The following is a 22,731-nucleotide window of genomic DNA, read 5'->3' on the forward strand; positions in this document are numbered from 1 at the left end:
AAGCCTAACGGCATCAGAAATCTCATTTTTTTCATATCTCTTATTATTTAAATGACTCTCTACTATTGAAGACAAATGAACGGAAAAAATATTTTACGGAAAAGTTTTTTCTTTTCCGTAAAACAAGTCGGGCGCTTTAACTATTATTTCGCATCTGTTCCCTGCTTCGCATTTTCTTCGTGGCAACCGAATCCGAATCCTCTTCCATGTCCGAAGAATCCGGCGTGTTTGTGGAATTTTTCCATCATTTCTTTCCGATCCTTGATGAATGCTTCTTTTTCTTCGGGCGTTTTCTTCATCCATTCTTCGCAACGTTGGTCGATGGCGGCAACGCTAAATTCGCGTTTCTCCTGTTCACGGTCGTTCATCGCTTCCATATGTTTGTTCATAAATTCCAACTTTTCTTGGTCAGTCATGGTTGACCATTTTTCAAAAAGTTCTTTTCTTACATCTTGTCCGAAAGGTATTCTTCCAAAGAATCCCATTCCAAAATCTCTTGTCATCATAAAATCTTAATTTTTGAATTATTTTTTTTTAGTTTTATTTTCGAGATTGCTCTCTACACTTATGCTGACAAATGAGAATGAGAAATATTTTAGGGGAATGAAAGTTTTTAATTTTTTCCTTGGTAATCGGCTCTTAAAATCCCTGAATCATAAACCTTGCTGCTTCTCAGTGTCCATTTCGATTCTTTAGGTTGTTCGGGAAACAAGGGAATTCCTTTACCTAAAATAACAGGAACGTAGCAAATTTGCATTTCATCAATCAAAATGTCTTTACCTTGCTCATTACGCAGAGTAGATATGGTTTCAATGACATTTTCCGTAATAAACGGTATGTTTTCTTTTACGCTCTATTCATAGCGCGACACAACATAAGTTTGCTGATTCGGATAGGCTCCAATTTCGGTTGTTGAGTACACGCAAAAAAGCGTGGAACTTACAACCATCCCGCCGCGAGGTACTGGAATACCCAAGAGGAAATAGAAGCAAGCCCACGCCATACCGTTGGGAATAGCATGAATATTGCTGTATTCCTCTTGTCTTGTAAATTTCCAGTTTTCGCGACAGGGTTCAGCGAATATCATGTTATATATAAACGAGGTAAGCCCCGCCGTACTTTCATACTAACCTAATGCAAAGATAGTGATTCCCTTTAAACTATTCGGGGTATAAAGTACTTACTTTGTTTCACCGGATTCTTCTAAAATCTGCGAAATTTTTTGAACTTTTGGGATGTAACACTGTTTAAAAACTGAAATGATGACACCTCTTCAAATAACGTTTCCTACCGATAGCATTTTTGTGCCACGGTCGGCCAATGATCCCTCTTTCGGTCAACTGATCAAGGAGGGGAGATACGATCACATTCTGGATAATATACTTGCATGGGGGATCGATCTGCTTGCCAACATAGTTATAGCCGTTGTACTCTTTGTTATCGGCCGTTTTCTTATCACCAAAGTCGATAATTTAGTGGCAAGGTTACTGCGGAAAAGTTCGCTCGACAATACCTTGAAAGGATTTATCAGTAGTGTACTGCAGACATTTCTTTTTATTGTATTGTTCATGATCATCATTAATTCGGTGGGTGTAAAAACCATATCTATCGCGGCCATTATCGGTACGGTAGGTCTGGCGATAGGGCTGGCCATGAAGGATAACCTCTCCAATTTTGCAGGCGGGGTAATGATTCTTTTGAGCAAACCGTTTAAAAGCGGTGACACCATCAAGGCCCAGAATCTGGAAGGCACAGTAGAACGAATTGGCATTATGCATACCATATTAAGGACCGGAGATAATAAGACGATCTATATTCCCAACGGACCTTTATCGACCGGTAGCATCATCAACAATAACAGCCTCAATGGTATGCTCCGCTCGGAAATTATTTTCAGTGTAGATTACGGTTGTAATGTGGACGAGGTAAAAGAGTTGCTATTACAAACAGCCGCTCAACATCCAAAAGTATTAAAAAAGCCTGCTCCTTTTGCCAGGATGGCAAAGATCAATCCCAACTCTCTCGAATTCGTTTTCAGGGTATGGGCAAAGAAGGGGGACGAGTCAGAGGTAAATCACGATTTGAGTGAGGCTGTTTACAAGCAGCTCTATGAAAGAGGGATGATTGGCTCGATGCAACGCATGTCGGTCTGCCTCAAGAAAGAAGAAGACTCGCCATCATAAAAACGGAAAAAACCATTATTACGGGACGAGCCTCCTGCTCCTGTCGATCAGTAAAGATCGTCAATACTCGGAACTAAAGTGGAAGCGGATATTTTTAAAATCCTGCTGTGCCATCATTAAGATATAGTTCGATTCGGCCAGAAATACATCCCGACCCTCCTTGTCGTATGCCATATACTGATACTTCCGTTTTTTGAAATCAGCCAGTTGCACGGCATCATCGCTCTCGATCCAGCAGGCCTTATATAGGCTGATTGGCTCCCAACGGCACTGTGCTCCATATTCATGCAACAACCGGTATTGTATCACTTCAAACTGAAGCTGCCCCACTGTCCCGATGATCCTTCGTCCGTTGAACTGATTGGTGAAGAGCTGTGCCACTCCTTCGTCCATCAGCTGCTCTACTCCCTTTTGGAGTTGCTTCGATTTCATCGGATCGGCATTTTCGATATACTTGAACATCTCAGGAGAGAAACTCGGCAATCCTTTGAAATGCAGATCTTCACCCGCTGTAAGGGTATCGCCGATCTTGAAGTTACCATTATCGGGCAACCCTACGATATCGCCGGCATACGCCTCATCCATGATCTCTTTCTTCTGCGCCATAAAAGCGGTAGGTGATGAAAATTTCATCATCCGGTTAAAACGGACATGCTTGTAGTTCACATTCCGCTCGAACTTACCGGAACAGACTTTCACAAAGGCGATACAGGAACGGTGATTCGGATCCATATTGGCATGTATCTTGAAGACAAATCCGGAGAAACTCTCCTCATACGGATCCACGATCCGCTCCTCAGTCTGTACTTCTCGAGGCGAGGGGGCTGTCTCCACAAAGCAATCCAGCAACTCTTTCACCCCGAAATTATTGAGAGCCGATCCGAAAAACACAGGCGCCAACCTGCCCGCAAGATACTCGTCACGGTCGAATGTAGGATAAACTTCAGTAATCAGTTCCACATCGTCACGCAATTTCTTCGATAAGCGGTCACCAATATGATTCTCCAACTCGGAGGAGTGGATATCGAGCCTTAGTGATTCTGTCACCATCTGTTTACTGGGTTGATAAAGATCAAGGCTGTTCTTATAAAGGTTATATACTCCCCGGAACCGTTCTCCCATATCAATTGGCCAGCTCAACGGGCGCACACTCACTTTCAGTTCTTCCTCCAACTCGTCGAGGATCTCGAACGGATCTCTTCCTTCCCGGTCGAGTTTATTGACAAAAATCATCACAGGTGTATGCCGCATACGGCAGACCTCCATCAACTTACGAGTCTGGGCCTCCACCCCTTTTGCCACGTCCACTACCACAATCACGCTGTCTACCGCCGTGAGCGTACGGTATGTATCTTCCGCAAAATCCTGGTGGCCGGGGGTATCCAGAATATTGATCTTATGATGTCCATATTCAAATCCCATTACAGAGGTTGCAACCGAAATACCGCGTTGCTTCTCGATCTCCATCCAGTCTGATGTCGCTGTCTTCTTGATTTTATTCGATTTCACGGCGCCCGCCACATGAATAGCCCCTCCAAAGAGTAGCAGCTTCTCCGTAAGTGTGGTTTTTCCCGCATCAGGGTGACTGATTACAGCGAACGTACGCCGACGTTGTATCTCTTCTGTTAATGTCATTCTTTCTTATTGTTTAATCGTGGAAGCGTTGAATTGTTTAATCGTTAATCAGCGCATCAACACATCTTTTTAGCGCCTCTTCCCACTTGGGAATTTCTACACGAAATGTACTGCATACTTTGGATAGATCCATCACACTGTATGCCGGGCGAGGAGCGGCGGCTCCGTATTCGTGGGTCTTGACGGGGATCAATTCACAACCGCCAATACCTGTTATTCTTTTAATCTCTTCTGCAAAGCGGAACCAGGTAGTCTCACCCTTGTTCGAGAAATGATAAATACCCCTTTTCCATTCTGTTTCTTCGGAGAACTGCAGGATATGTATAATCAGTTCTGCCAGATCTGCAGCATAGGTGGGAGTTCCATACTGGTCATCCACGATGGTCAATCTTTCCCGCTCTTGCATCAGCCCGATCATTGTTTTTACAAAATTATTGCCGTATTGGGAATAAAGCCACGATGTGCGTATGATCATCCACTCACCACCCACGGCTTGCAGGGCTTCTTCTCCTTTCAGTTTTGACTGGCCGTAAACCGAGAGTGGATGGGGTTCCATATTTTCGGTATAAGGAATCTCCGACTGGCCGTCAAACACGAAATCGGTCGATATATGAATCACCTTTACACCCTCTTGCTTTGATACGATAGCAATATTCTCTACTGCTTTTCCATTCACCAGATACGCCTTATCACTATCTTCTTCCGCCTTATCTACAGCTGTATAAGCAGCACAGTTGATAATATAAAGGATACGGTAATCTTTCACGAACCGGGAAAGCTCCTCCCTGTCCGTCACATCCAGATCATCCACATCAGTAAATAAAAACCGGAAAGGCAGGTTCAAACGATCTGTCAATCTTCCCAGTTCCTTTCCCAATTGTCCGCTGCCACCCGTGACGAGCACGTTTTTCTGTACCAGTCCGTAAAAAAACTGTTGTTTGGGTGTTTCTTTTTCTGTTCCCCCCAAATGTTTGGTTATTCCTGTAATTATGGGCATATTTTTAATTAAATTAGAACCAAGACTTTCAGAATCAAGACTGTTAGAACCAAGACTTTTAGAACCAAGATTTTTAGAACCAAGACTGTTAGATTGTTAGAGCCAAGACTTTTAGATATAGGATTTTAGATTTAATCTCCTTCGATCCTTATCAGTCTCCATTAATCTATCTACAGTTCAACAGTTTAACATTTAAACAATTAAACCATTTAGGTATATTGGCACATTGAACTACTCGTCAATCTCTTTATATTTTTGTGAGAGAAGACGCAACAGGCCGGTAATCTGTGCAACGGCAGCCTGAGTTTCTCCGGAAATTTCCCGTTTCTGTAGTTTCAGTAGCAGATATCCGTACAAAGCCGTGAAGCAGGTTTCTATTTCAGAAACATCCTTGTCTGCCGACTTTGCTCTTAAAGCCACAATATGAGGCAGTGTATTATAATAGACACCGATATATGCCGACTCTTTAGGATCTTTCAACAATCGCAGATGAAGATCAGTAAGGTCTATAATCAGGTTCTTGTTAATTTGCAAGTGACCTTCTTTCTGTACACCCTCCGATTTCATCATCATGATCAGACCCTCGTACCAGTCGCATGCCTCTCTCTTTTCTTCCTCTGTTGAATTCACAGGGTCGATCAGAGAATACTGCACCTTGTCGATATCCAACCCATAGGAGCGTAAGATATCTTCCAATTGCCACATATAGAGCATATATTCAGCGATATTTTCTTGTTTCTTTTGCCGGGCTATCCACATAATACAGATTAATATCCTTCTCACCTTTCAGGAGAACAGGTTTAATAACCATAGTTTTTGCTATTTTTGTGCAAAAGTACAACGAATGATCAAGTTTTCCATCATAGTAGTTCGATATTTTCCTCTACAACACCTACTGCCTGCTACTGTGAAATCAGGTAAACATTGTCTTCAAACCACATATTTATCGTACCTGAAAAAAATATTCAAAAATTTTTCTGTTCCGATGATACGTTTTGACACCCTTTCTCGTCGGATTAAATGAGTATGGACATTGTTGAATACAAAAAAATAGTCGTCGCACTGCGCCCATCATTACTCGCAGTTGCCCGCCACATCACCGGAAATACCGAAGATGCGGAGGATGTGGTGCAGGATGTATGCCTCAAGATATGGCACTACCGTGACCGTTTCGATCAATATGAAAATATGGAAGCATACTGTACGACAATGGTCAGGAACCTGAGTATCGACAAGATCCGAAGCCGGAAACCATTCTCTGATGAAGTGGAACTACTTGGCAAAGAAACAGGAGAACAACTCCCCGATTCGGTGCTTGAAGAAAAAGAGGAACGAGATGCCATTCGCCGGATCATTGAAATGCTGCCGCCATTACAACAGCGGATCTTACAGATGAAAGATATCGAAGGATATGAAACCGGCGAGATTACAGAAATGACAGGTATAACAGCCGAATCAGTGCGCAACAACCTCTCACGGGCCCGCAAACGGATTCGAGAATTGTACTTCAGCTATTATCAACACAAACAAGCAACAGAATGACAACAGATATTCGACATCTTATAGATAAATATTTCGAAGGAGAAACTTCTGCCGAAGAGGAAAAGATACTCCGCCGCTATTTCGCACAGAAGGAGATCCCCGAGGAGTTGAAGGGATACACCTCACTATTCCGCTTTCTCGACGACGAAGCAGCAGCCTTAGCTGTGCTGAATGAGATACAGCAGAAAAGCAGTGCCCCCGTCCGACGCAACTCTTTATTTTTCAAAAGACTGCGGTCAATCGCCGCTGTGGCAGCCATCTTCATTGTCGCTGTCCTGATCCTTACCCGACCCGGTAGCGGATCCTCGAACGGAGACTATGTCTGGATAGATGGACAACAGATTACCGATCCTTCCACTGTGCGCGAATATGCAGAGTCGGCTTTCGGCAAAGTAAAACCCGAAACTGATATTATTGAAGATCAACTCCGTTTCATGCTGGAGTGAAACTGGCAATAAAGTTAAAATAATAACATCAACACGTTATCACGATGAAAATAGAAAAGACATTCCCTCGCCTGCTTATCCTTCTCCTGTTGTTGACGACCTCGGGGATAGCTGCACATGCACAGGAAAACCTGAGGATCAATACTATCTTTGAAAAGTATGGCAAGCAAAAAGGGGCCACGATGGTCGTTTCCTCAGGCAAGGAGCTTTATAACTACAAACTTGATAAATATCGCAGTATTACCGTGCAATATGATAAAGCCATTCTGAATGACATACAACAATGTCTGGAAGTGGACAAAAAACAAGCACGACAGATAAAAGAAGTCATCAGTAACGGTATTATTTCCTCCGGATATTATCAACTGTCGGAAGAAAAAAATCACACGAACCGGTACATCTTGTTCAAAATTGGGAATGACGGAACTGCTACGCTCATCTATATGGAAGGCGGACAGGAATCGGAAGAGTTGATTAACAGGTTGTTTATTAAGAAGTGAAAAAGTTAAGGAGTGGAGAAGTTAAGAAATCCAAGAATAAATTTTTCACTTACAAAATCTGAGCTCTCGATTCTCTTAAGAAGCAAAATGTTTCAACGCATTTTTTGAACGGAGAAAACGTTCTGCAATGCTTGGCTCTAAAAATATTGGTTCTGAAAGTCTTGGTTCTGAAAGTCTTGATTCTGAAAGTCTTGGTTCTAAAAATCTTGGTTCTGAGAGTCTTGGTTCTGAAAATCTCAAAATAAAAATAAACATTAAACTATATAAGACAATGAAAAAAATTGAAACAATCATCGCTTTTTTGCTGGTCGCAGTATGTGTAACGGCCTCTCCGGTATTACCTCCTGATACTACGTTTCATTATAACGATCGCAAAGTCGTAATTTCCGAAGAGAACAACGAAATGAACATCTCGGTATACCATCGCAATGAGCAGGGAGATACCGTACAAAGCCAGAAAGTCTATGAGGGAATCTTTTCCGAAGGAAGAAGTATCGAACGGGTATATCAGAACCATTTCGACATCGCCATACCCAGTATTCTCAAGCCGAAGAGCAAACGTAATCGTAATGTCGATGCCTCATCACACTGGGCAGGTTTCGGTATCGGATTTGCCAATTTGCCTGAAGGTCTTGATTTCAACGGAGAACTGGCCTCAATCACTAATCAGAGCCGTTCATTACAATACAATCTCAATCTCATTGAAAAGTCAAGATTACTGGGCAACAGTAACTTCACCGGAATCATCGGTATGGGTATCCAGTTCAACGCCATTCACTGGCAGACCAACAAAGCCATCGAAGTAGAGGATTACAAATCGATCATCACCACCACCGAACCGGGCAATGAATATAGAAGATCCCGCCTCCACTATACCTATCTCACCTTTCCTTTTCTTATTGAGACCAACAGAAGTTCACTTTTCTTCATCAACGCAGGAGTGGTTGCCAAAGTGAAGACAGCCTCGTCATCCAAAATATGGAAGAATGATGAGAGAGGGAATAAACAGAAAATCAAGCACCCCGGTGAGCTGAATATCCGTCCCGTTACAATGGATCTGTTGGTGCAAGGAGGATTCAATGACTTTGGTTTCTTTGTTTCCTACTCACCATTTAGCCTCTTCAATGAAAACAAAGGGCCAAAAGCCAATCAGGCCACCATTGGCCTACAACTCTACTTCTGACACAGGAAAATTAGTAATACACTATTTTAAACTCTACAATAAGCAGACCGGGATTATATCTTCTTTAAAAAGATATTTTCCCGGTTCTCAATTCATGGCATGCTCTACTCTCACAACGGGTATTCTTGCTTTTCCGGTGCAGGGCATAGCGATCTCAATGAACAAATCCGTTAAAGAACTACTTCTTTTTTGGAGGTCATTCAACAATGTTTTTAGGCATACGCTATACCGAATACGGTAAAAAGCGGTAATTTTGCAGAAATATAAAAACAGTATGATCAAGTTCCATATTATTGAATCGGGATATTTCCATGGCGATGGCGGAGTGATGTTTGGTACCGTGCCAAAAAAATATTGGTCGACAAAATATAAGGCCGACGAAAAGAATATGAGTGTGATGGCGCTTCGCTGCCTCTTTATCGAGACAGAAAAAAGACGTATCCTGATTGACGCGGGGATCGGCAATAAACACAACTCAAGGTTGAAATTCTTCCAACCGTTCCACCAGAAAGAGATTGCTGAAGAAATCCGGAAAATCGGATACACACCCGAAGAGGTGACCGATGTAATTATCACACATCTCCATTTCGATCATTGTGGCGGTTGTACTGTCTTCAACGATAAGAAAGAAACGGTTCCCACCTATCCTAACGCGACTTACCACCTAAGCCTCGCGCAGTGGAAAAATTATCGTAATCCCTCACTCTTTGAGAAGGGTTCTTTCTTTGCCGATAACATTGAACCGGTATATGATGCGGGACAATTACAATTCGTACTGGAAGATATGCAACTCGATGACCAAATATGGTTGGAACTCTACGACGGTCATACGCCCGGACAAATCGTGGTACTTTTTAATACCAAAGAAGGAAATTACGCCTTTCCCGGAGATGTGGTACCCACCTCGCTCAACCTCTCTCTGAGTTGGCTTTCCGGCTACGACAACAGCGTCGCCATAGCCATGGAAGAAAAAAAACGTTTCATGGACAAAGCAAAAAAAGATAAGCGTACGCTTATCTTTTATCACGATGCCTATACAGTCTCGACCCCGTTATAATTTCTTTGTCGTAATATTAACGACTCCGTTCTTTCCTTCTTCTCCATAAATGGAAGAAGAATCACCTTGTCTCACAGATATAGATTTAATCCCATCCATCGGGATGGAATTCAGATCAAAATCTTTCGGCTTTTTTTCTCCATCGACAATGATAAGAGGAAGAGTTTTGTCCGAATTTTCCACTTTCAACTTCAATCTATCCCTCACAAATTCTTTAAGATCCGAAAAATTAAATTGAGAGGGTATATAAGTAAGGGAAGGTGTCGGTGTTGTTGAGATAGTCAGACTTGAAACTGTATCTGTACTATTTTTAAACGACGAAACAATTATACTGTCAGCCGTATATTGCAATGGCTGTTTCTTTTTTTTAGGATTCTTTGTCGTAAACAGGATCGCTCCATTTTTCCCTTCTACATCATAAGCGTCAATGGATGCTTTACCTTTCAGTACCGAGAACGACTCGATATCATTGGGATCAATAGAAGAAATATCGAAATCCTTCGGCATTTTTTCACTGTCGACAAAAATCAGGGGAGGATTTTCTTTCATCTGATCCCAATCCAGAGGATTGCGACCTCTCACTGCTATTACCTCCTTCTCTACTCTCTGCAGAGGCTTTTCCGTAGCTGCCTCTGTTGTCGTGGCATCCTTTTTATATTCTTTTGTAGTAACTAACACCACTCCATGCTTGCCGTCTACTCCGTAAATATCGACGGCCGTCGCATCTTTTAAGACAGAGAAGGATTTGATATTATTCGGATCGAGTTTACTCAATGCATCAGTACTGGCTTTTTGATCATCTATAAAGATTAATGGATGGTTAATAGTATCCATTCCTCTTATCCAATAACCTTCGTCTTCTTTTAAACGGATGGTTAATACTGAGTCTTTCGGAGTAATCTTTGCTTTTCCCAAATCAAGAGGATTAGCATTTACATCCACATCCTCAACAGTTATAATCACAGAATCTTTTGTTCCCTGTGCATCAGTCACCCTCTCAACCACTCCTTTTTCTATCGCCTCATTGCTCTTCTTCTCCGGGATGCTTGCATTCAGTTTCGGTACCGAAAGAGCGATCATAGCCAGCAACACTGCCGGAAGTGTCATCAGATAATTCCATTTCATTCGCCGGTCTGTCTTGTTTTTCTTCATCATAGTAATTCGTTTGTGCAAGTCACGTTGACGGAAATTATTCGCCAATGCAAATTTATATTCGCCTACGCTTTTGCGGATTAATAAAAGTTGGTATTGTTTTGTATCAATTCCATTGTTAAGGACCTGCTGATCGGCCTGATATTCATGGACCGACTGGATTTCCCGGCGCAACAACCATGAGAAAGGATTGAACCAGAAAATGCAGCTGAAAAGATCGAAAAAAATCATATCGATAGAATGGTATAAGAATATATGCGCCTTTTCATGACGTATCACTGCCTCTCCATCGGAAAACAAATCTTTACGGGAAATGACAATATATTTCATCCAACTGAATGGTGAGATATTTCTATCAGTCACACACAAAACAGTATGATCAGCTAATATTTCTTTCTCCGATTTCCGGATAAGGGTGATTATCTGGCTTAACCCTGTCAGATAACGGATAAGGGTGAAAAGAACTCCAATGCCAAACAAAACCATCGTAATCTCCATCCATGGAATTTCCATTCTCGGTTCAACCTCCACCAGTTCAGTGACGGGCAGGTATGAGAGATCCATGGTAAATGTTGTTGTAACCGTTTCCGGTTTCAAAACCCTCTCCGGAATAAGATGGAATCGAAAAAGAGGAAGCAGCGATATCACGGGCAAGACAGACAATAACATAAAACGATTCACCGAATGAAACGTGTTATTGGCAAAAAAGATCTTATATAAGCCATAAAACAGGGCCATCAGGATAGATGCCCGCAGTATCCAATAGAGAAAAAGTTCCATGGCAATCATTTTTTATCGTCCTGGTTTTCCACTTCATCCAATAACCTCCGTATCTCCTCCACCGAGATATCCTGTTCTTTTATCAGCGACGAGACTACACTCAGGTAGGAATTATCGAAATACTTCTTCACCACGCTTCTCAATGTGCCATTCCGGTATTCCTCTTCACTGATGATCGGATAATAACGGTAAGTACTTCCAAATGCTTCGTGCGAAAGAAACCCTTTCTCTTCCAACATACGTGCATAGGTCGATAATGTATTGAAATGAGGTTTAGGATCGGGATATTTCTCAACCAATTGCCTTACAAACAAGGAACCCTCATCCCAAAAAAAACGCATCACCTCTTCCTCTCTGGCTGTCAACTCCTTCATATTTCCGATTATTAAACTGTTATACTTCAATTCCGAACGTTTTGTGATCCTCTACTTTTTCAAACGTTTCATCCTTATTGGATCCACAAAACCTGATAAAATCAATCACACTGCAAATATAACTAAAACAATTCGTTTCAAAACGAAACAATTTAGTTAAATAAACTATACTTATTCGTTAATTTTTTAAATCAAAGAAAAACCGATTGATTTTCAATCGGTTTTATGCTTAATATTGAACTATTACAAGTTACAAAAATGGAAAATAAATCATTCAACGATTCATATCACTTCAACCGCCCATTTTTTCGGAGCGCCTGATCCAATATCCATTGAATTTGACCGTTCACACTGCGAAATTCGTCGGCAGCCCATTTCTCGATCGCATCCATGGTATCCGCATCCAATCGCAAAGCGAAATTCTTAGTCGTTTTTTCTTTTTTAGCCATTATTTATTTGCTCCATCTTTTCAAGTTTCAACAATACCATCCTCAGATCATCAGGCTTATTGGTCCCTATCAAAACCTTTTTTCCATCCCACCTATCACCTATCCACTCTAATGATACAACGTTCCCGTATTCAATACCGGCTGTGCCGATTCGTCTGCACAAAGCACCACGAGAAGGTTACTCACCATTGCTGCTTTCTTGTCGCTGTCGAGTTCAACAATATTTTCGTCGTCAATCCTATCCAACGCCATTTTCACCATTGTCACTGCTCCTTCCACGATCTTCTCACGTGCCGAAATAATGGCTTCGGCCTGCTGGCGGCGAAGCATCACTGCTGCAATCTCCGGAGCATACGCAAGATAATTGATACGTGCTTCCACCACTTCAATCCCTGCCATCTCCAAACGAGTATTTAATTCTCTCAAAAGATCTTCGTTGATCTCCTCCCCTCCCGACCGCAATGTCAATTCGGTGTCCGAAATCACATTATTATCGTAGGCATAAAGCCCTGCAACCTGCCGCAATGCAGCATCACTCTGTACTGCTACAAAATTCTCAAAAGCATCCATCTGCTTACCTACCGTATAAGTAATTGTACCGTCCTTGCCCGGCCTCGATGCCGCCATCGTCTGTGCATCTATCTCGAACATCGCCTTATAGGTATCCTTCAACTTCCAGACCAATACCAAACCAATCAATACTGGATTACCCACCTTATCATTTACTTTGATAGGATCCACATTCAGGTTTCGTGCACGCAAGGAGAGCTTTTTCTTTGTCATAAAGGGATTAACCCAAAAGAATCCGTTCTCCTTCAATACCCCTTTATATTTTCCGAAAAAGATCATCACGACTGCCACATTTGGTTCCAGCTTTGTATATCCCAGATACATGATGATCCACGTAACCAGCAATATTATCGCCAGGATGACACTCCATGACTCCCCCAAAGGAAAAAGCCACATAATCCCCGCCAACATGACCAGCATTACAAAAACCATCAAAAAGCCGTTCGCTCTAAAACCTTTAAAACTGAATTCTTTTGTTCCCATAATCATATAATTTAAAATGATATTATTTTAATATCACAAATATATCAATACTTTTTTGATAACCAAAATTTTTTCAAAAAAAAATAGTATCTTTGTATCCGTTGTGATGATCAGGTTTTGAATTCAAGCGCCATCTTCCTCGCAATATCCTTATCATTATACTATTTCATACTACCTATTAAAATGGATATAAACGTTCTTATGGTTTTTGGGGTTATCCTTCTGACGGTTACTTTCTTTGTATGGGGAAAAATACGGTCGGATATTGTCGCTTTATCTTCTCTCGTATTATTGGTACTGACTGGCATTATTACACCGGAAGAGGGATTATCGGGTTTTTCCAATTCTGTGGTTATCATGATCGTCAGCCTGTTCATCGTAGGAGGAGGGATTTTCCAGACAGGACTTGCCAAAATGATCAGTACAAAAATCCTCACTTTGGCCGGAGGCAATCAATTTAAACTATTTATCCTGGTGATGCTGGTCACCGGAGGTATTGGAGGGTTTGTCAGCAATACAGGTACGGTGGCGTTGATGCTGCCCATCGTGATGAGTCTGGCGTCCGAAGCAAAGACCGATTCACGGCGCTTTCTGATGCCCATGGCTTTTGCCAGTAGTTTAGGATTACTCACACTCATCAGTACACCTCCCAACCTTATCATTAACGACGCGTTAATCAGCGGAGGCTTCGAAGGATTATCCTTCTTCTCGTTTTTACCTGTGGGACTCATCACTCTTACACTTGGCATCGTCCTGCTCTGGCCTCTCAGCAAAATGTTGGTAGCTGGCAAGGACAAAGAGAATTCTGCCGTAAAGAAAAACAAGTCTCTCAACCAATTGGTATCCGAGTACCAATTGGCGGAGAATCTATACAGGGTACAAGTTGAAAAAAATTCGCCATTTATCGATAAATCTTTACAGGAATTAAATATCACCCAAAGTTATAATGTAAGCATTCTTGAGATACGCAGAATTAACTCCCGAAACCGTTTTCATAAAACCGTGGATATGAAGATGGCGGGACCATCAAGTACTTTCAAAGAAGACGATATAATATATGTCTTCGGAAATTTCGATGATGTAACGGTACTCATCAATAGAAACGGCTTGAAAATGATCGATACCCATGAAACGGAAGGTAACGATAACGGCCGATCGGTTTCCAGATCAGGTGGATTCGAATTCAGTGAAATCGGTATTGCTGAAGTAGTTTTAATGTCCACTTCGAAACTTATCAATAAACGTGTGAAGGAATCAAATTTCCGACAACTTTATAATGTAAACATACTGGGGATACAACGCAAAGCCGGATATATCCTCCAGGATGTGAAGGATGAAAAAATGCTCTCGGGCGACGTATTACTGGTACAGGGAAAATGGTCGGATATAGAAAAACTGAATCAGGAGACATCGGAATGGGTTGTGGTAGGACAACCCATGGAAAATGCACTAAAAATCCCACGCGACCATAAAGCGCCGATCGCTGCGGCTATCATGGTATTAATGATCGTGGCAATGGTTTTCAACATAGTACCTACCGTGATTGCAACCATGATGGCGGCGCTGCTGATGATTATTCTGGGATGTTTCCGTAACGTGGAATCGGCCTACAAAAGTATCAACTGGGAAAGTACTTTTCTCTTCGCGGGTATGTTTCCACTGGCGATTGCCATGGAAAAAACCGGAGCTTCTTCCTTAATTGCCGATGCCATTGTAAACGGATTGAGTCAATTCGGACCGGTATCGGTATTGGCTGGCGTTTACCTTGCCACATCCATACTGACAATGTTTATAAGCAATACGGCTACTGCGGTACTCTTTGCACCAATTGCCTTTCAATCGGCAGTAACGATCGGCATCAGTCCATACCCGTTTTTGTTTGCTGTGACTGTAGCAGCCAGCATGTGCTTTGCAAGCCCGTTCGCAACTCCTCCCAATGCATTGGTAATGTCTGCCGGACGATACAAATTTATTGATTATATAAAGGTAGGACTCCCCCTACAACTTATTGTAGGTATTATTATGATCTTTATTTTACCCTTATTATTTCCCTTCTAAAAGACAAATGATCAACGAATAACTATTCAAACTATCATCTAATCCGTTGAAATATGTATATGAACGGTAAAACTTGAATATTTAAGTAAAAATCGTAACTTTGTCACAATTTTATAAAGGTGCCGATTAACTCTGGTATTCCTGATCGTTTAAATTATATTTAATGAATAGTCGAATGAGAAAATTTCTTTTTATTCCATTAGCAGTTATGACATTACTTGCATGCAATAACGCCAATACCGGTAAAGAAAGCAGCGAACCGGGAGCTATTTTTAACTCCGAGTACAACACTCCGTTCGATATGCCTCCTTTCGACCGGATAACTTTTGAAGATTACAAACCGGCATTCCTGAAAGGAATGGAAGAACAGGCTAAGGAGATTGATGCCATCGCCAACAATCCCGATACACCCACTTTCGAAAACACCATCGTCGCCATAGAAAATAGCGGGCTCCTGCTCACTCGTGTATCCCGTGTCTTTTATGCTTTGAAAAGTGCCGAGACCAACGACTCCATACAGAAGTTGGCCGTGGAACTATCCCCTCTCTTGTCAGAGCATTCCGACAACATCAATCTGAATGAAAAGTTATTCAACCGTATCAAAGTGTTGCATGACGACACTACCGGTATGGATCTCGACAAAGAACAGTACCGGGTACTGGATAATTACTACAAAAACTTTGTACGGTCCGGTATTTTGCTGGACGAAAGCAAAAAAAACAGGCTGCGTGAAATCAACAAAGAGCTGTCCGGACTTACACTCAGCTTCGGCAATAACCTGCTGAATGAAACCAACAGTTACAAACTGGTGATTGACAATAAGGAAGATCTTGCCGGACTCCCCGAAGGTGTCATCGCAGCAGCAGCGGAAGCGGCCAAGGAAGCCAAAGAAGAAGGGAAGTGGGTATTCGGCCTGCAAAAGCCAAGCTGGTTACCGTTCCTGCAATATTCGGAAAAACGTGAACTCCGCGAAAAACTCTACAAAGCCATGTACATGCGTGGGGACAACGATAACGATAATGATAACAAAAAAATCATTAATGATATCGTGAATCTGCGTATCGAAAAGGCACAAATGCTGGGATATAATACTCATGCCGATTTTGTGCTCGAAGAAAGTATGGCCAAGTCACCGGAGAATGTCTACAAACTGCTTAATGATGTCTGGGCATATGCATTGCCCCAGGCAAAAAAAGAGGCAGTTGAACTGCAAAAAATGATCGATGCCGAAGGGGGCAACTTCAAACTGGCATCGTGGGACTGGTGGTATTATACCGAAAAGCTACGTCAGCAGAAATACTCGCTCAATGAGGAGGAGATCAAACCATACTTCAAAATGGAAAATGTGCGTGAGGGGGTATTTGAAGTAGCCAACCGGTTATACGGAATCAATTTCAGGAAACTGGAAAATGTTCCGGTATATCATCCCGAAGTGGAAGCTTATGAAGTACTCAATGCGAATGGTTCCCATTTGGCCGTTTTTTACACCGATTATTTCCCTCGCCCGGGCAAGGGCGCTGGTGCATGGATGACCAGCTTCAGGGGACAAAGAGTACTCAACGGCGAAAATATCCGCCCTCTTATACATAACGTGGGTAACTTCACCCGCCCCACCGCCACCACTCCGGCCTTACTCACGCTCGATGAAGTGGAAACCCTCTTCCACGAATTCGGACACGCACTTCACGGCATGATGTCGAATGTCACTTATGCCAGTGTTGCCGGCACGAGTGTGTCCCGCGATTTTGTGGAACTACCTTCACAGGTAATGGAACATTGGGCATTCCACCCCGATGTACTTAAACTCTACGCCAAGCATTATCAAACCGGAGAAGTAATTCCCGACGAGTTGATTGCCAAGATCGACGCTGCATCCAAATTCAATATGGGCTTTACAACCACCGAATTTGTCGCTGCGGCCCTGCTCGATATGGACTATCACACACAAACCTCAGCAAAAACATTCGATGTACGTGAATTCGAAAAGAAATCGATGCAAAAGATCGGGCTGATCGATGAAATTATTCCACGTTACCGCAGCACCTATTTCTCCCATATCTTCAGTGGCGGATACTCTGCAGGATATTATGCATACCTCTGGGCTGAAGTGCTCGATGCGGATGCTTTCCAGGCTTTTGTGGAGAATGGTATTTTTGATAAAGCCACAGCTGCCAGGTTCCGTGATAATGTATTATCGAAAGGGAACTCCGATGATCCTATGGAACTATACAAAAGATTCCGTGGTGCAGAACCCAATCCGGTCTTTCTGTTAAAAAATAGAGGGTTTGTAGAATAAATCGAATAAGAGCAGGAGGGTTTTCCCGTTTTTCACATCACCGGATAATCTTAGAGAAAAATTATCCGGTGATATTGTTCTTAAAAAGATAAAAAAACGTATATTTGCACGCTCAAAATAAAATAGGCATCGGATATGCCTTAATTTTTCATGTAAACAGAGTTCGTAACCTGACGAAAAAACAAAATAAATAGTAAAACAAAAAGTAATATTGAAATGCAAAACAAAGGATTCATTAAAGTTTTCAGTATTATCCTGACACTTATCAGTTTGTTTTATCTCTCTTTTACAATAGTGGGGAGACAATACAACAAGAAAGCGGATCAATACGCCAATGGAGACTTAGCACTGAAGAATCAGTATCTCGATTCCCTCTCAACCGTGAAAGTTTACCTGAACTATACACTTAAGCAGGTTCGGGCGAAAGAGATTGGCTTGGGTCTCGACCTGAAGGGAGGGATGAACGTTATTCTGGAAGTGGATGCGGGACAGGTAATCGCCTCTTTGGCCAATACCGATGACCCGCAATTCAATCAGGCATTGAAAGAGACTGTAATCCAGAATCGCCGTGGTAGTTCATCCGATTTCATCTCGCTGTTCCGCCAAAACTATGAACGGATAGCACCGGAAGGACGGTTGGCCAACATCTACAGTGTCACCATGAGTGACAGGGTACGCCCCACAGCCAGCAACGATGAGGTAATCACCGTATTGCGTCATGAGTTGGCTAGCGTTGCCAATAACTCCTTTAACGTGTTAGCGACTCGTATCGACCGTTTCGGGGTGGTAGCTCCCAACATTCAAAAACTGGATCGTGCTGAACGCATTCTGGTAGAACTTCCGGGGATTACAGAACCGGAACGTGTACGTAACCTGTTACAGGGAAGCGCCAATCTTGAGTTTTGGAAAACTTATAACGTAAGCGAATTAAGTGTTTACTTCAACGAGTTGAATGCCCGCTCGAGTGAGTATGCCATGGCACAAAGATCGGGTCAGACCATTAACGATACCATAAATATCACCGTTGGAGACTCTGTGGCACAAGCCGAAGAACTTTCATTACCTCTTTTTGATGATGAGAAGGAGAAAATCGTCATTAACAAAAGTTTCGTAGAGTATTTTAAGGAACCTTACTTTGCGATGAGTGGAGCTCCGGGACCGACAGTAGGAACCGTATCGAAACTCGATACAGCCAAAGTAAACTTCCTGTTGAGCAAATACAAGGATATTTTCCCTGCCGATGTGCGGTTTAAATGGGCCTTCAAAGCCGTCGACGAACGCGATACCCACTTCCAGTTATACGCTCTCAAAGGCGACGGTAGCAAGCGTGGTCCCGCTTTGGAAGGTGATGTAATAACCAATGCACGTGCCGACCAGGGACGTACCGGATCAGCTTGGGAAGTAAGTATGACAATGAACTCAAGTGGTGCAAGCCGCTGGGCAACTATCACCGGTGCTGAAATCGGTAAATCCATCGCTATCGTGCTCGACGGCTACGTGTATTCAGCTCCCACCGTAAATGGTCGTATCGACGGAGGAAGCTCTCAGATCACCGGTAATTTCTCTGCACAGGAAGCACAGGACTTGGAGAACGTGTTGAAATCAGGTAAAATGCAAGCCGGCGTTCGTATCGTACAGGAAGATGTGGTGGGTCCTTCACTGGGCCAGGAAGCCATCTACGACGGATTGGTATCTTTCTTTATCGCTCTCCTCGTACTGTTCATCTTTACCTGTATGCTCTATGGATTTATCCCGGGCATGGTAATCAACGGGGCGCTGCTCCTCAACTTCTTCTTCACGCTGGGAGCCCTTGCGGCATTTCAGGCCGTCCTCACACTGCCGGGTATCGCCGGTATGATCCTCTCGCTTGCTATGGCGGTGGATGCCAACGTACTTATCAATGAGCGTATCAAGGAAGAACTTGCCAATGGCAAGACGTTACGCAGGGCTGTGGAAGATGGATATAAAAATGCATTCTCGGCTATTTTCGACTCGAACCTTACCAGTATCATTACCGGTATCATCCTTGCCATCTTCGGTGTGGGTGCTATCAGGGGATTTGCCATTACCCTTATTATAGGTATTGCCGTTTCGTTCCTCACCGCCGTGTACCTCACCCGGTTATTGTACGAAAACCGTTTCGCAAAAGACAAATGGCTGAATCTCACTTTCAACACAGGATTCTCTAAAGCAATCTTCAAGGAATATAATTTCGATTTTATCCATAACAGCAAAAAAATACTCATCATTATTGGCGTTTTCATTGCTGTCAGCATCATCTCGCTCTTTACCCTCGGATTGAATTCTGGTATTGATTTCACCGGAGGACGTAACTATATCGTTCGTTTCGAACAACCTGTCCGTGTAGGTGATGTGGAAGATGCACTGAGTCCTTACCTCGGTGAGTCGGTACGCGCGATCACTATCGGATCCAGCAATCAGGTACGTATTTCTACCAACTATATGATTGAAGACGATAGCAACGGAGTGGAAGAACAATTGCGTGTTATGCTCGGTCAGGGGTTGAAGGAATTCATGACTCCGGGTAAGACCATCGACGATCATATACAAAGTTCTCAGAAAGTGGGACCAAGTATTGCCGAGGATATGATAAAGAATGCTTTCCTGGCTCTCTTTATTGCCCTTTTATGTATGGGTATCTACATCCTGTCCCGTTTCCGGAGTTGGGGATTTTCCGCCGGTACTATTGCCGCACTTTCAGTCGACGCGTTCGCTGTAATAGGTCTCTATTCACTGCTTTGGAAAGTGATGCCCTTCTCGATGGAAATGGATCAGACATTCGTAGCTGCCATCCTAACGGTAGTAGGATACTCTATCAACGACAAGGTGGTGGTATTCGACCGTGTGCGTGAGTTCAAGCAACTCTATCCTAAACGCGGATGGAGAGACCTCTTTAACGACTCAATGAACGCTACTCTGGCACGTACGATCAACACCGGGTTAAGTACGATACTCGTAATTATCTGTATTCTCTTCTTCGGTGGTGATGCAGTGAGAAGTTTCGTTTTCGCAATGCTCATCGGTGTGGTGGTGGGTACAGTGACCAGTTTATTCGTAGCTGCTCCGGTAGCCTATAAGATCATAACCGATAGGGAAAAGAAAAAGAACCTAATAAAAGCATAGTCCTTTTATTGGTTTAGAAAACGGATGGTCTGTAATGCACAGGTCATCCGTTTTTTTATTGTGCAATAAAAATATTTTTTATACTTTTGCAGTCTTAAAATCAAAACAAGCCACAATAGCTCAGTTGGTAGAGTAACGCATTCGTAACGCGTCGGTCGCGAGTTCAAGTCTCGCTTGTGGCTCTCCCCCCGAAAGGTAATCTCTTAAGTTTATATTGGAAACCCGTTTCTACAAATATAATTTAAATTTATTTGTCCGTCCGGTTTATTTTGTACCTTTGCATTAGTCAAGCATTTGCTAATTATACAGCTATATCTATATAATTATGTCAGCATTAAAAGCACATATATCCCAAATCATTGGGCCGGTTGTAGATGTCCGTTTTGAATTCTCCGGCTCTACAGAGGCAAAACTGCCCGCCATCGACGATGCGCTCTATGTAGAACGCCCCGACGGTCAGGTAGTTTATCTGGAAGTACAACACCATATCGGTGAAAACATTGTGCGTACTGTAGCGATGGATAGCACCGACGGATTAAGCCGTGGACTTCCGGTGAGAGTATTGGGACATCCCATCAGTGTTCCTATAGGAGAACAGATAAAAGGACGGTTACTCAATGTAATCGGTAGCCCAATCGACGGATTGTCCGATCTCAATCGTGAGAACCAGTATCCCATCCATCGACCCGCACCCAGATTCGAAGATCTCATCACCTCCGAAGAAATACTCTTTACCGGTATCAAAGTGATCGATCTGCTCCAACCCTACCTCAAAGGAGGAAAGATAGGACTATTTGGCGGAGCCGGTGTTGGAAAGACGGTAGTGATCATGGAACTGATCAACAATATTGCCAAAGGATATAATGGCTACTCCGTCTTTGCTGGTGTAGGTGAACGTACTCGTGAAGGAAATGATCTTCTTCGGGAAATGATCAGTTCGGGTGTTATCAGATATGGAGATACTTTCAAAAAAGAAATGGAAGAGGGTAAATGGGATTTGAGCAAAGTCGACTATGAAGAAGTCAAAAAATCACAGACTACGCTCGTTTTCGGACAAATGAACGAACCCCCCGGTGCACGTGCTTCGGTAGCCCTTACCGGATTGGCTGTAGCAGAATCGTTCCGGGATACCGGAGGAGAAGGCAACGACATCCTTTTCTTTATAGACAATATCTTCCGCTTCGTACAAGCAGGATCTGAAGTATCAGCATTGTTAGGACGCATGCCTTCAGCTGTGGGTTACCAACCTACTCTGGCTTCTGAAATGGGGACATTGCAAGAACGCATCGCCTCCACAAAATATGGCTCCATCACTTCCATTCAGGCTGTTTATGTACCCGCTGACGACCTTACTGACCCGGCACCCGCTACCACATTCAGCTACCTCGATGCCACCACGGTGCTTGATCGTAAGATCGCCTCGCTGGGGATCTATCCTGCGGTAGATCCGTTGGAATCGTCGTCGCGTATCCTCGATCCCCATATCGTGGGTGAAGATCATTACAATACGGCAATGCAGGTAAAGCAAATTCTACAACGATATAAAGAGTTGCAGGACATTATCTCCATATTGGGTATGGAAGAACTTTCGGATGAAGACCGTCTCACGGTGAATCGTGCCCGTAAGATACAACGCTTCCTCTCTCAACCATTCTTTATGGCCGAACAGTATACCGGACAACCCGGTGTGATGGTCTCCATTGAAGATACCATCAAAGGATTCAAAATGATTCTCGATGGTAGTCTCGACCACTACCCCGAAGCGGCATTCATGAGTGTGGGAACCATTGAAGAAGCCATGGAGAAAGGCGACAGGTTACTGGAACAGAGCAGGAAGGCGTAATACAATGTGCCAATATGCATAATGTGCCAATATGCCAAT

19 protein-coding genes and 1 tRNA gene are annotated in these 22,731 nt (G+C 43.0%); 11 read left to right on the forward strand and 9 right to left on the reverse strand.

Features of this window, described 5'->3' with window-relative positions; all coding sequences use genetic code 11:
• Positions 1-143 precede the first annotated feature (143 nt).
• Together VB073_RS13195 and VB073_RS13200 are read right to left on the reverse strand one after the other, a co-directional pair.
• Positions 144-506: a hypothetical protein gene (locus tag VB073_RS13195; RefSeq protein WP_323404656.1), complete on the reverse strand. Its 363-nt coding sequence runs from the start codon at positions 504-506 to the stop codon at positions 144-146.
• A 107-nt stretch (positions 507-613) separates the two neighbouring features.
• A complete protein-coding gene (locus tag VB073_RS13200) occupies positions 614-838 on the reverse strand; it encodes a dihydrofolate reductase family protein (RefSeq protein WP_323404745.1) in 225 nt (74 codons plus the stop codon).
• Positions 839-1,259: 421 nt separating this feature from the next.
• On the opposite strand from VB073_RS13200, the gene VB073_RS13205 reads away from it, so the two are divergent.
• Positions 1,260-2,183 carry a mechanosensitive ion channel family protein gene (locus VB073_RS13205; protein WP_323404657.1) on the forward strand — a complete coding sequence of 308 codons (924 nt, stop codon included), beginning with the start codon at positions 1,260-1,262 and terminating at the stop codon, positions 2,181-2,183.
• 60 nt (positions 2,184-2,243) lie between these two features.
• Here VB073_RS13205 and VB073_RS13210 read toward each other — a convergent pair whose 3' ends face one another.
• From VB073_RS13210 to VB073_RS13220, 3 genes are all read right to left on the reverse strand, one after another.
• Entirely contained in the window at positions 2,244-3,818 is a 1,575-nt protein-coding gene (locus VB073_RS13210) for a peptide chain release factor 3 (RefSeq protein WP_323404658.1), read from the reverse strand.
• 37 nt (positions 3,819-3,855) lie between these two features.
• Complete coding sequence (gene rfbD / locus VB073_RS13215; RefSeq protein ID WP_323404659.1) at positions 3,856-4,815, reverse strand: dTDP-4-dehydrorhamnose reductase; 960 nt, start codon at positions 4,813-4,815, stop codon at positions 3,856-3,858.
• 231 nt (positions 4,816-5,046) lie between these two features.
• The gene (locus tag VB073_RS13220; RefSeq protein WP_323404746.1) at positions 5,047-5,574 is read right to left on the reverse strand and encodes a DUF4924 family protein; all 528 of its coding nucleotides are present in this window, start codon (positions 5,572-5,574) and stop codon (positions 5,047-5,049) included.
• Between the two features lie 267 nt (positions 5,575-5,841).
• On the opposite strand from VB073_RS13220, the gene VB073_RS13225 reads away from it, so the two are divergent.
• The 5 genes from VB073_RS13225 (at position 5,842) to VB073_RS13245 (ending at position 9,543) form a co-directional block, all read left to right on the forward strand.
• Entirely contained in the window at positions 5,842-6,357 is a 516-nt protein-coding gene (locus tag VB073_RS13225) for a sigma-70 family RNA polymerase sigma factor (RefSeq protein ID WP_323404660.1), read from the forward strand.
• The gene (locus tag VB073_RS13230; RefSeq protein ID WP_323404661.1) at positions 6,354-6,803 is read left to right on the forward strand and encodes a hypothetical protein; all 450 of its coding nucleotides are present in this window, start codon (positions 6,354-6,356) and stop codon (positions 6,801-6,803) included. The genes VB073_RS13225 and VB073_RS13230 overlap by 4 nt, the downstream gene beginning before the upstream one ends.
• A gap of 44 nt (positions 6,804-6,847) precedes the next feature.
• Positions 6,848-7,303, forward strand: a complete 456-nt coding sequence (locus tag VB073_RS13235) for a DUF6108 family protein (protein ID WP_323404662.1) — start codon at positions 6,848-6,850, stop codon at positions 7,301-7,303.
• Positions 7,304-7,574: 271 nt separating this feature from the next.
• Positions 7,575-8,486, forward strand: a complete 912-nt coding sequence (locus VB073_RS13240) for a hypothetical protein (RefSeq protein ID WP_323404663.1) — start codon at positions 7,575-7,577, stop codon at positions 8,484-8,486.
• A gap of 274 nt (positions 8,487-8,760) precedes the next feature.
• Positions 8,761-9,543 carry an MBL fold metallo-hydrolase gene (locus tag VB073_RS13245; RefSeq protein ID WP_323404664.1) on the forward strand — a complete coding sequence of 261 codons (783 nt, stop codon included), beginning with the start codon at positions 8,761-8,763 and terminating at the stop codon, positions 9,541-9,543.
• Here the strand turns inward: VB073_RS13245 and VB073_RS13250 are convergent.
• The 4 genes from VB073_RS13250 to VB073_RS13265 form a co-directional block, all read right to left on the reverse strand.
• The gene (locus tag VB073_RS13250) at positions 9,538-11,475 is read right to left on the reverse strand and encodes a TonB-dependent receptor plug domain-containing protein (protein WP_323404665.1); all 1,938 of its coding nucleotides are present in this window, start codon (positions 11,473-11,475) and stop codon (positions 9,538-9,540) included. The two genes, VB073_RS13245 and VB073_RS13250, sit on opposite strands and share 6 nt — an antisense overlap.
• 5 nt (positions 11,476-11,480) lie before the next feature.
• Positions 11,481-11,849: a BlaI/MecI/CopY family transcriptional regulator gene (locus tag VB073_RS13255; protein ID WP_323404666.1), complete on the reverse strand. Its 369-nt coding sequence runs from the start codon at positions 11,847-11,849 to the stop codon at positions 11,481-11,483.
• A gap of 287 nt (positions 11,850-12,136) precedes the next feature.
• Positions 12,137-12,298 (reverse strand): Arc family DNA-binding protein, encoded by a 162-nt coding sequence (locus tag VB073_RS13260; protein ID WP_323404667.1) that lies wholly within the window; start codon positions 12,296-12,298, stop codon positions 12,137-12,139.
• A 108-nt stretch (positions 12,299-12,406) separates the two neighbouring features.
• Entirely contained in the window at positions 12,407-13,351 is a 945-nt protein-coding gene (locus VB073_RS13265) for an SPFH domain-containing protein (RefSeq protein ID WP_323404668.1), read from the reverse strand.
• 183 nt (positions 13,352-13,534) lie between these two features.
• Here VB073_RS13265 and VB073_RS13270 point away from each other — a divergent pair, with 183 nt between their 5' ends.
• From VB073_RS13270 to atpD, 5 genes are all read left to right on the forward strand, one after another.
• A complete protein-coding gene (locus VB073_RS13270; RefSeq protein WP_323404669.1) occupies positions 13,535-15,409 on the forward strand; it encodes an SLC13 family permease in 1,875 nt (624 codons plus the stop codon).
• Positions 15,410-15,584: 175 nt separating this feature from the next.
• A complete protein-coding gene (locus VB073_RS13275) occupies positions 15,585-17,705 on the forward strand; it encodes a M3 family metallopeptidase (RefSeq protein WP_323404670.1) in 2,121 nt (706 codons plus the stop codon).
• Positions 17,706-17,921: 216 nt separating this feature from the next.
• Positions 17,922-20,849: a protein translocase subunit SecDF gene (gene secDF / locus VB073_RS13280; protein ID WP_323404671.1), complete on the forward strand. Its 2,928-nt coding sequence runs from the start codon at positions 17,922-17,924 to the stop codon at positions 20,847-20,849.
• 109 nt (positions 20,850-20,958) lie between these two features.
• A tRNA-Thr gene (locus VB073_RS13285) sits at positions 20,959-21,031 on the forward strand.
• 143 nt (positions 21,032-21,174) lie between these two features.
• Positions 21,175-22,692: a F0F1 ATP synthase subunit beta gene (gene atpD / locus VB073_RS13290; RefSeq protein ID WP_323404672.1), complete on the forward strand. Its 1,518-nt coding sequence runs from the start codon at positions 21,175-21,177 to the stop codon at positions 22,690-22,692.
• Positions 22,693-22,731 lie beyond the last annotated feature (39 nt).

The sequence above is a fragment of the Proteiniphilum sp. genome (genome assembly GCF_034927365.1).
GTDB lineage: Bacteria > Bacteroidota > Bacteroidia > Bacteroidales > Dysgonomonadaceae > Proteiniphilum.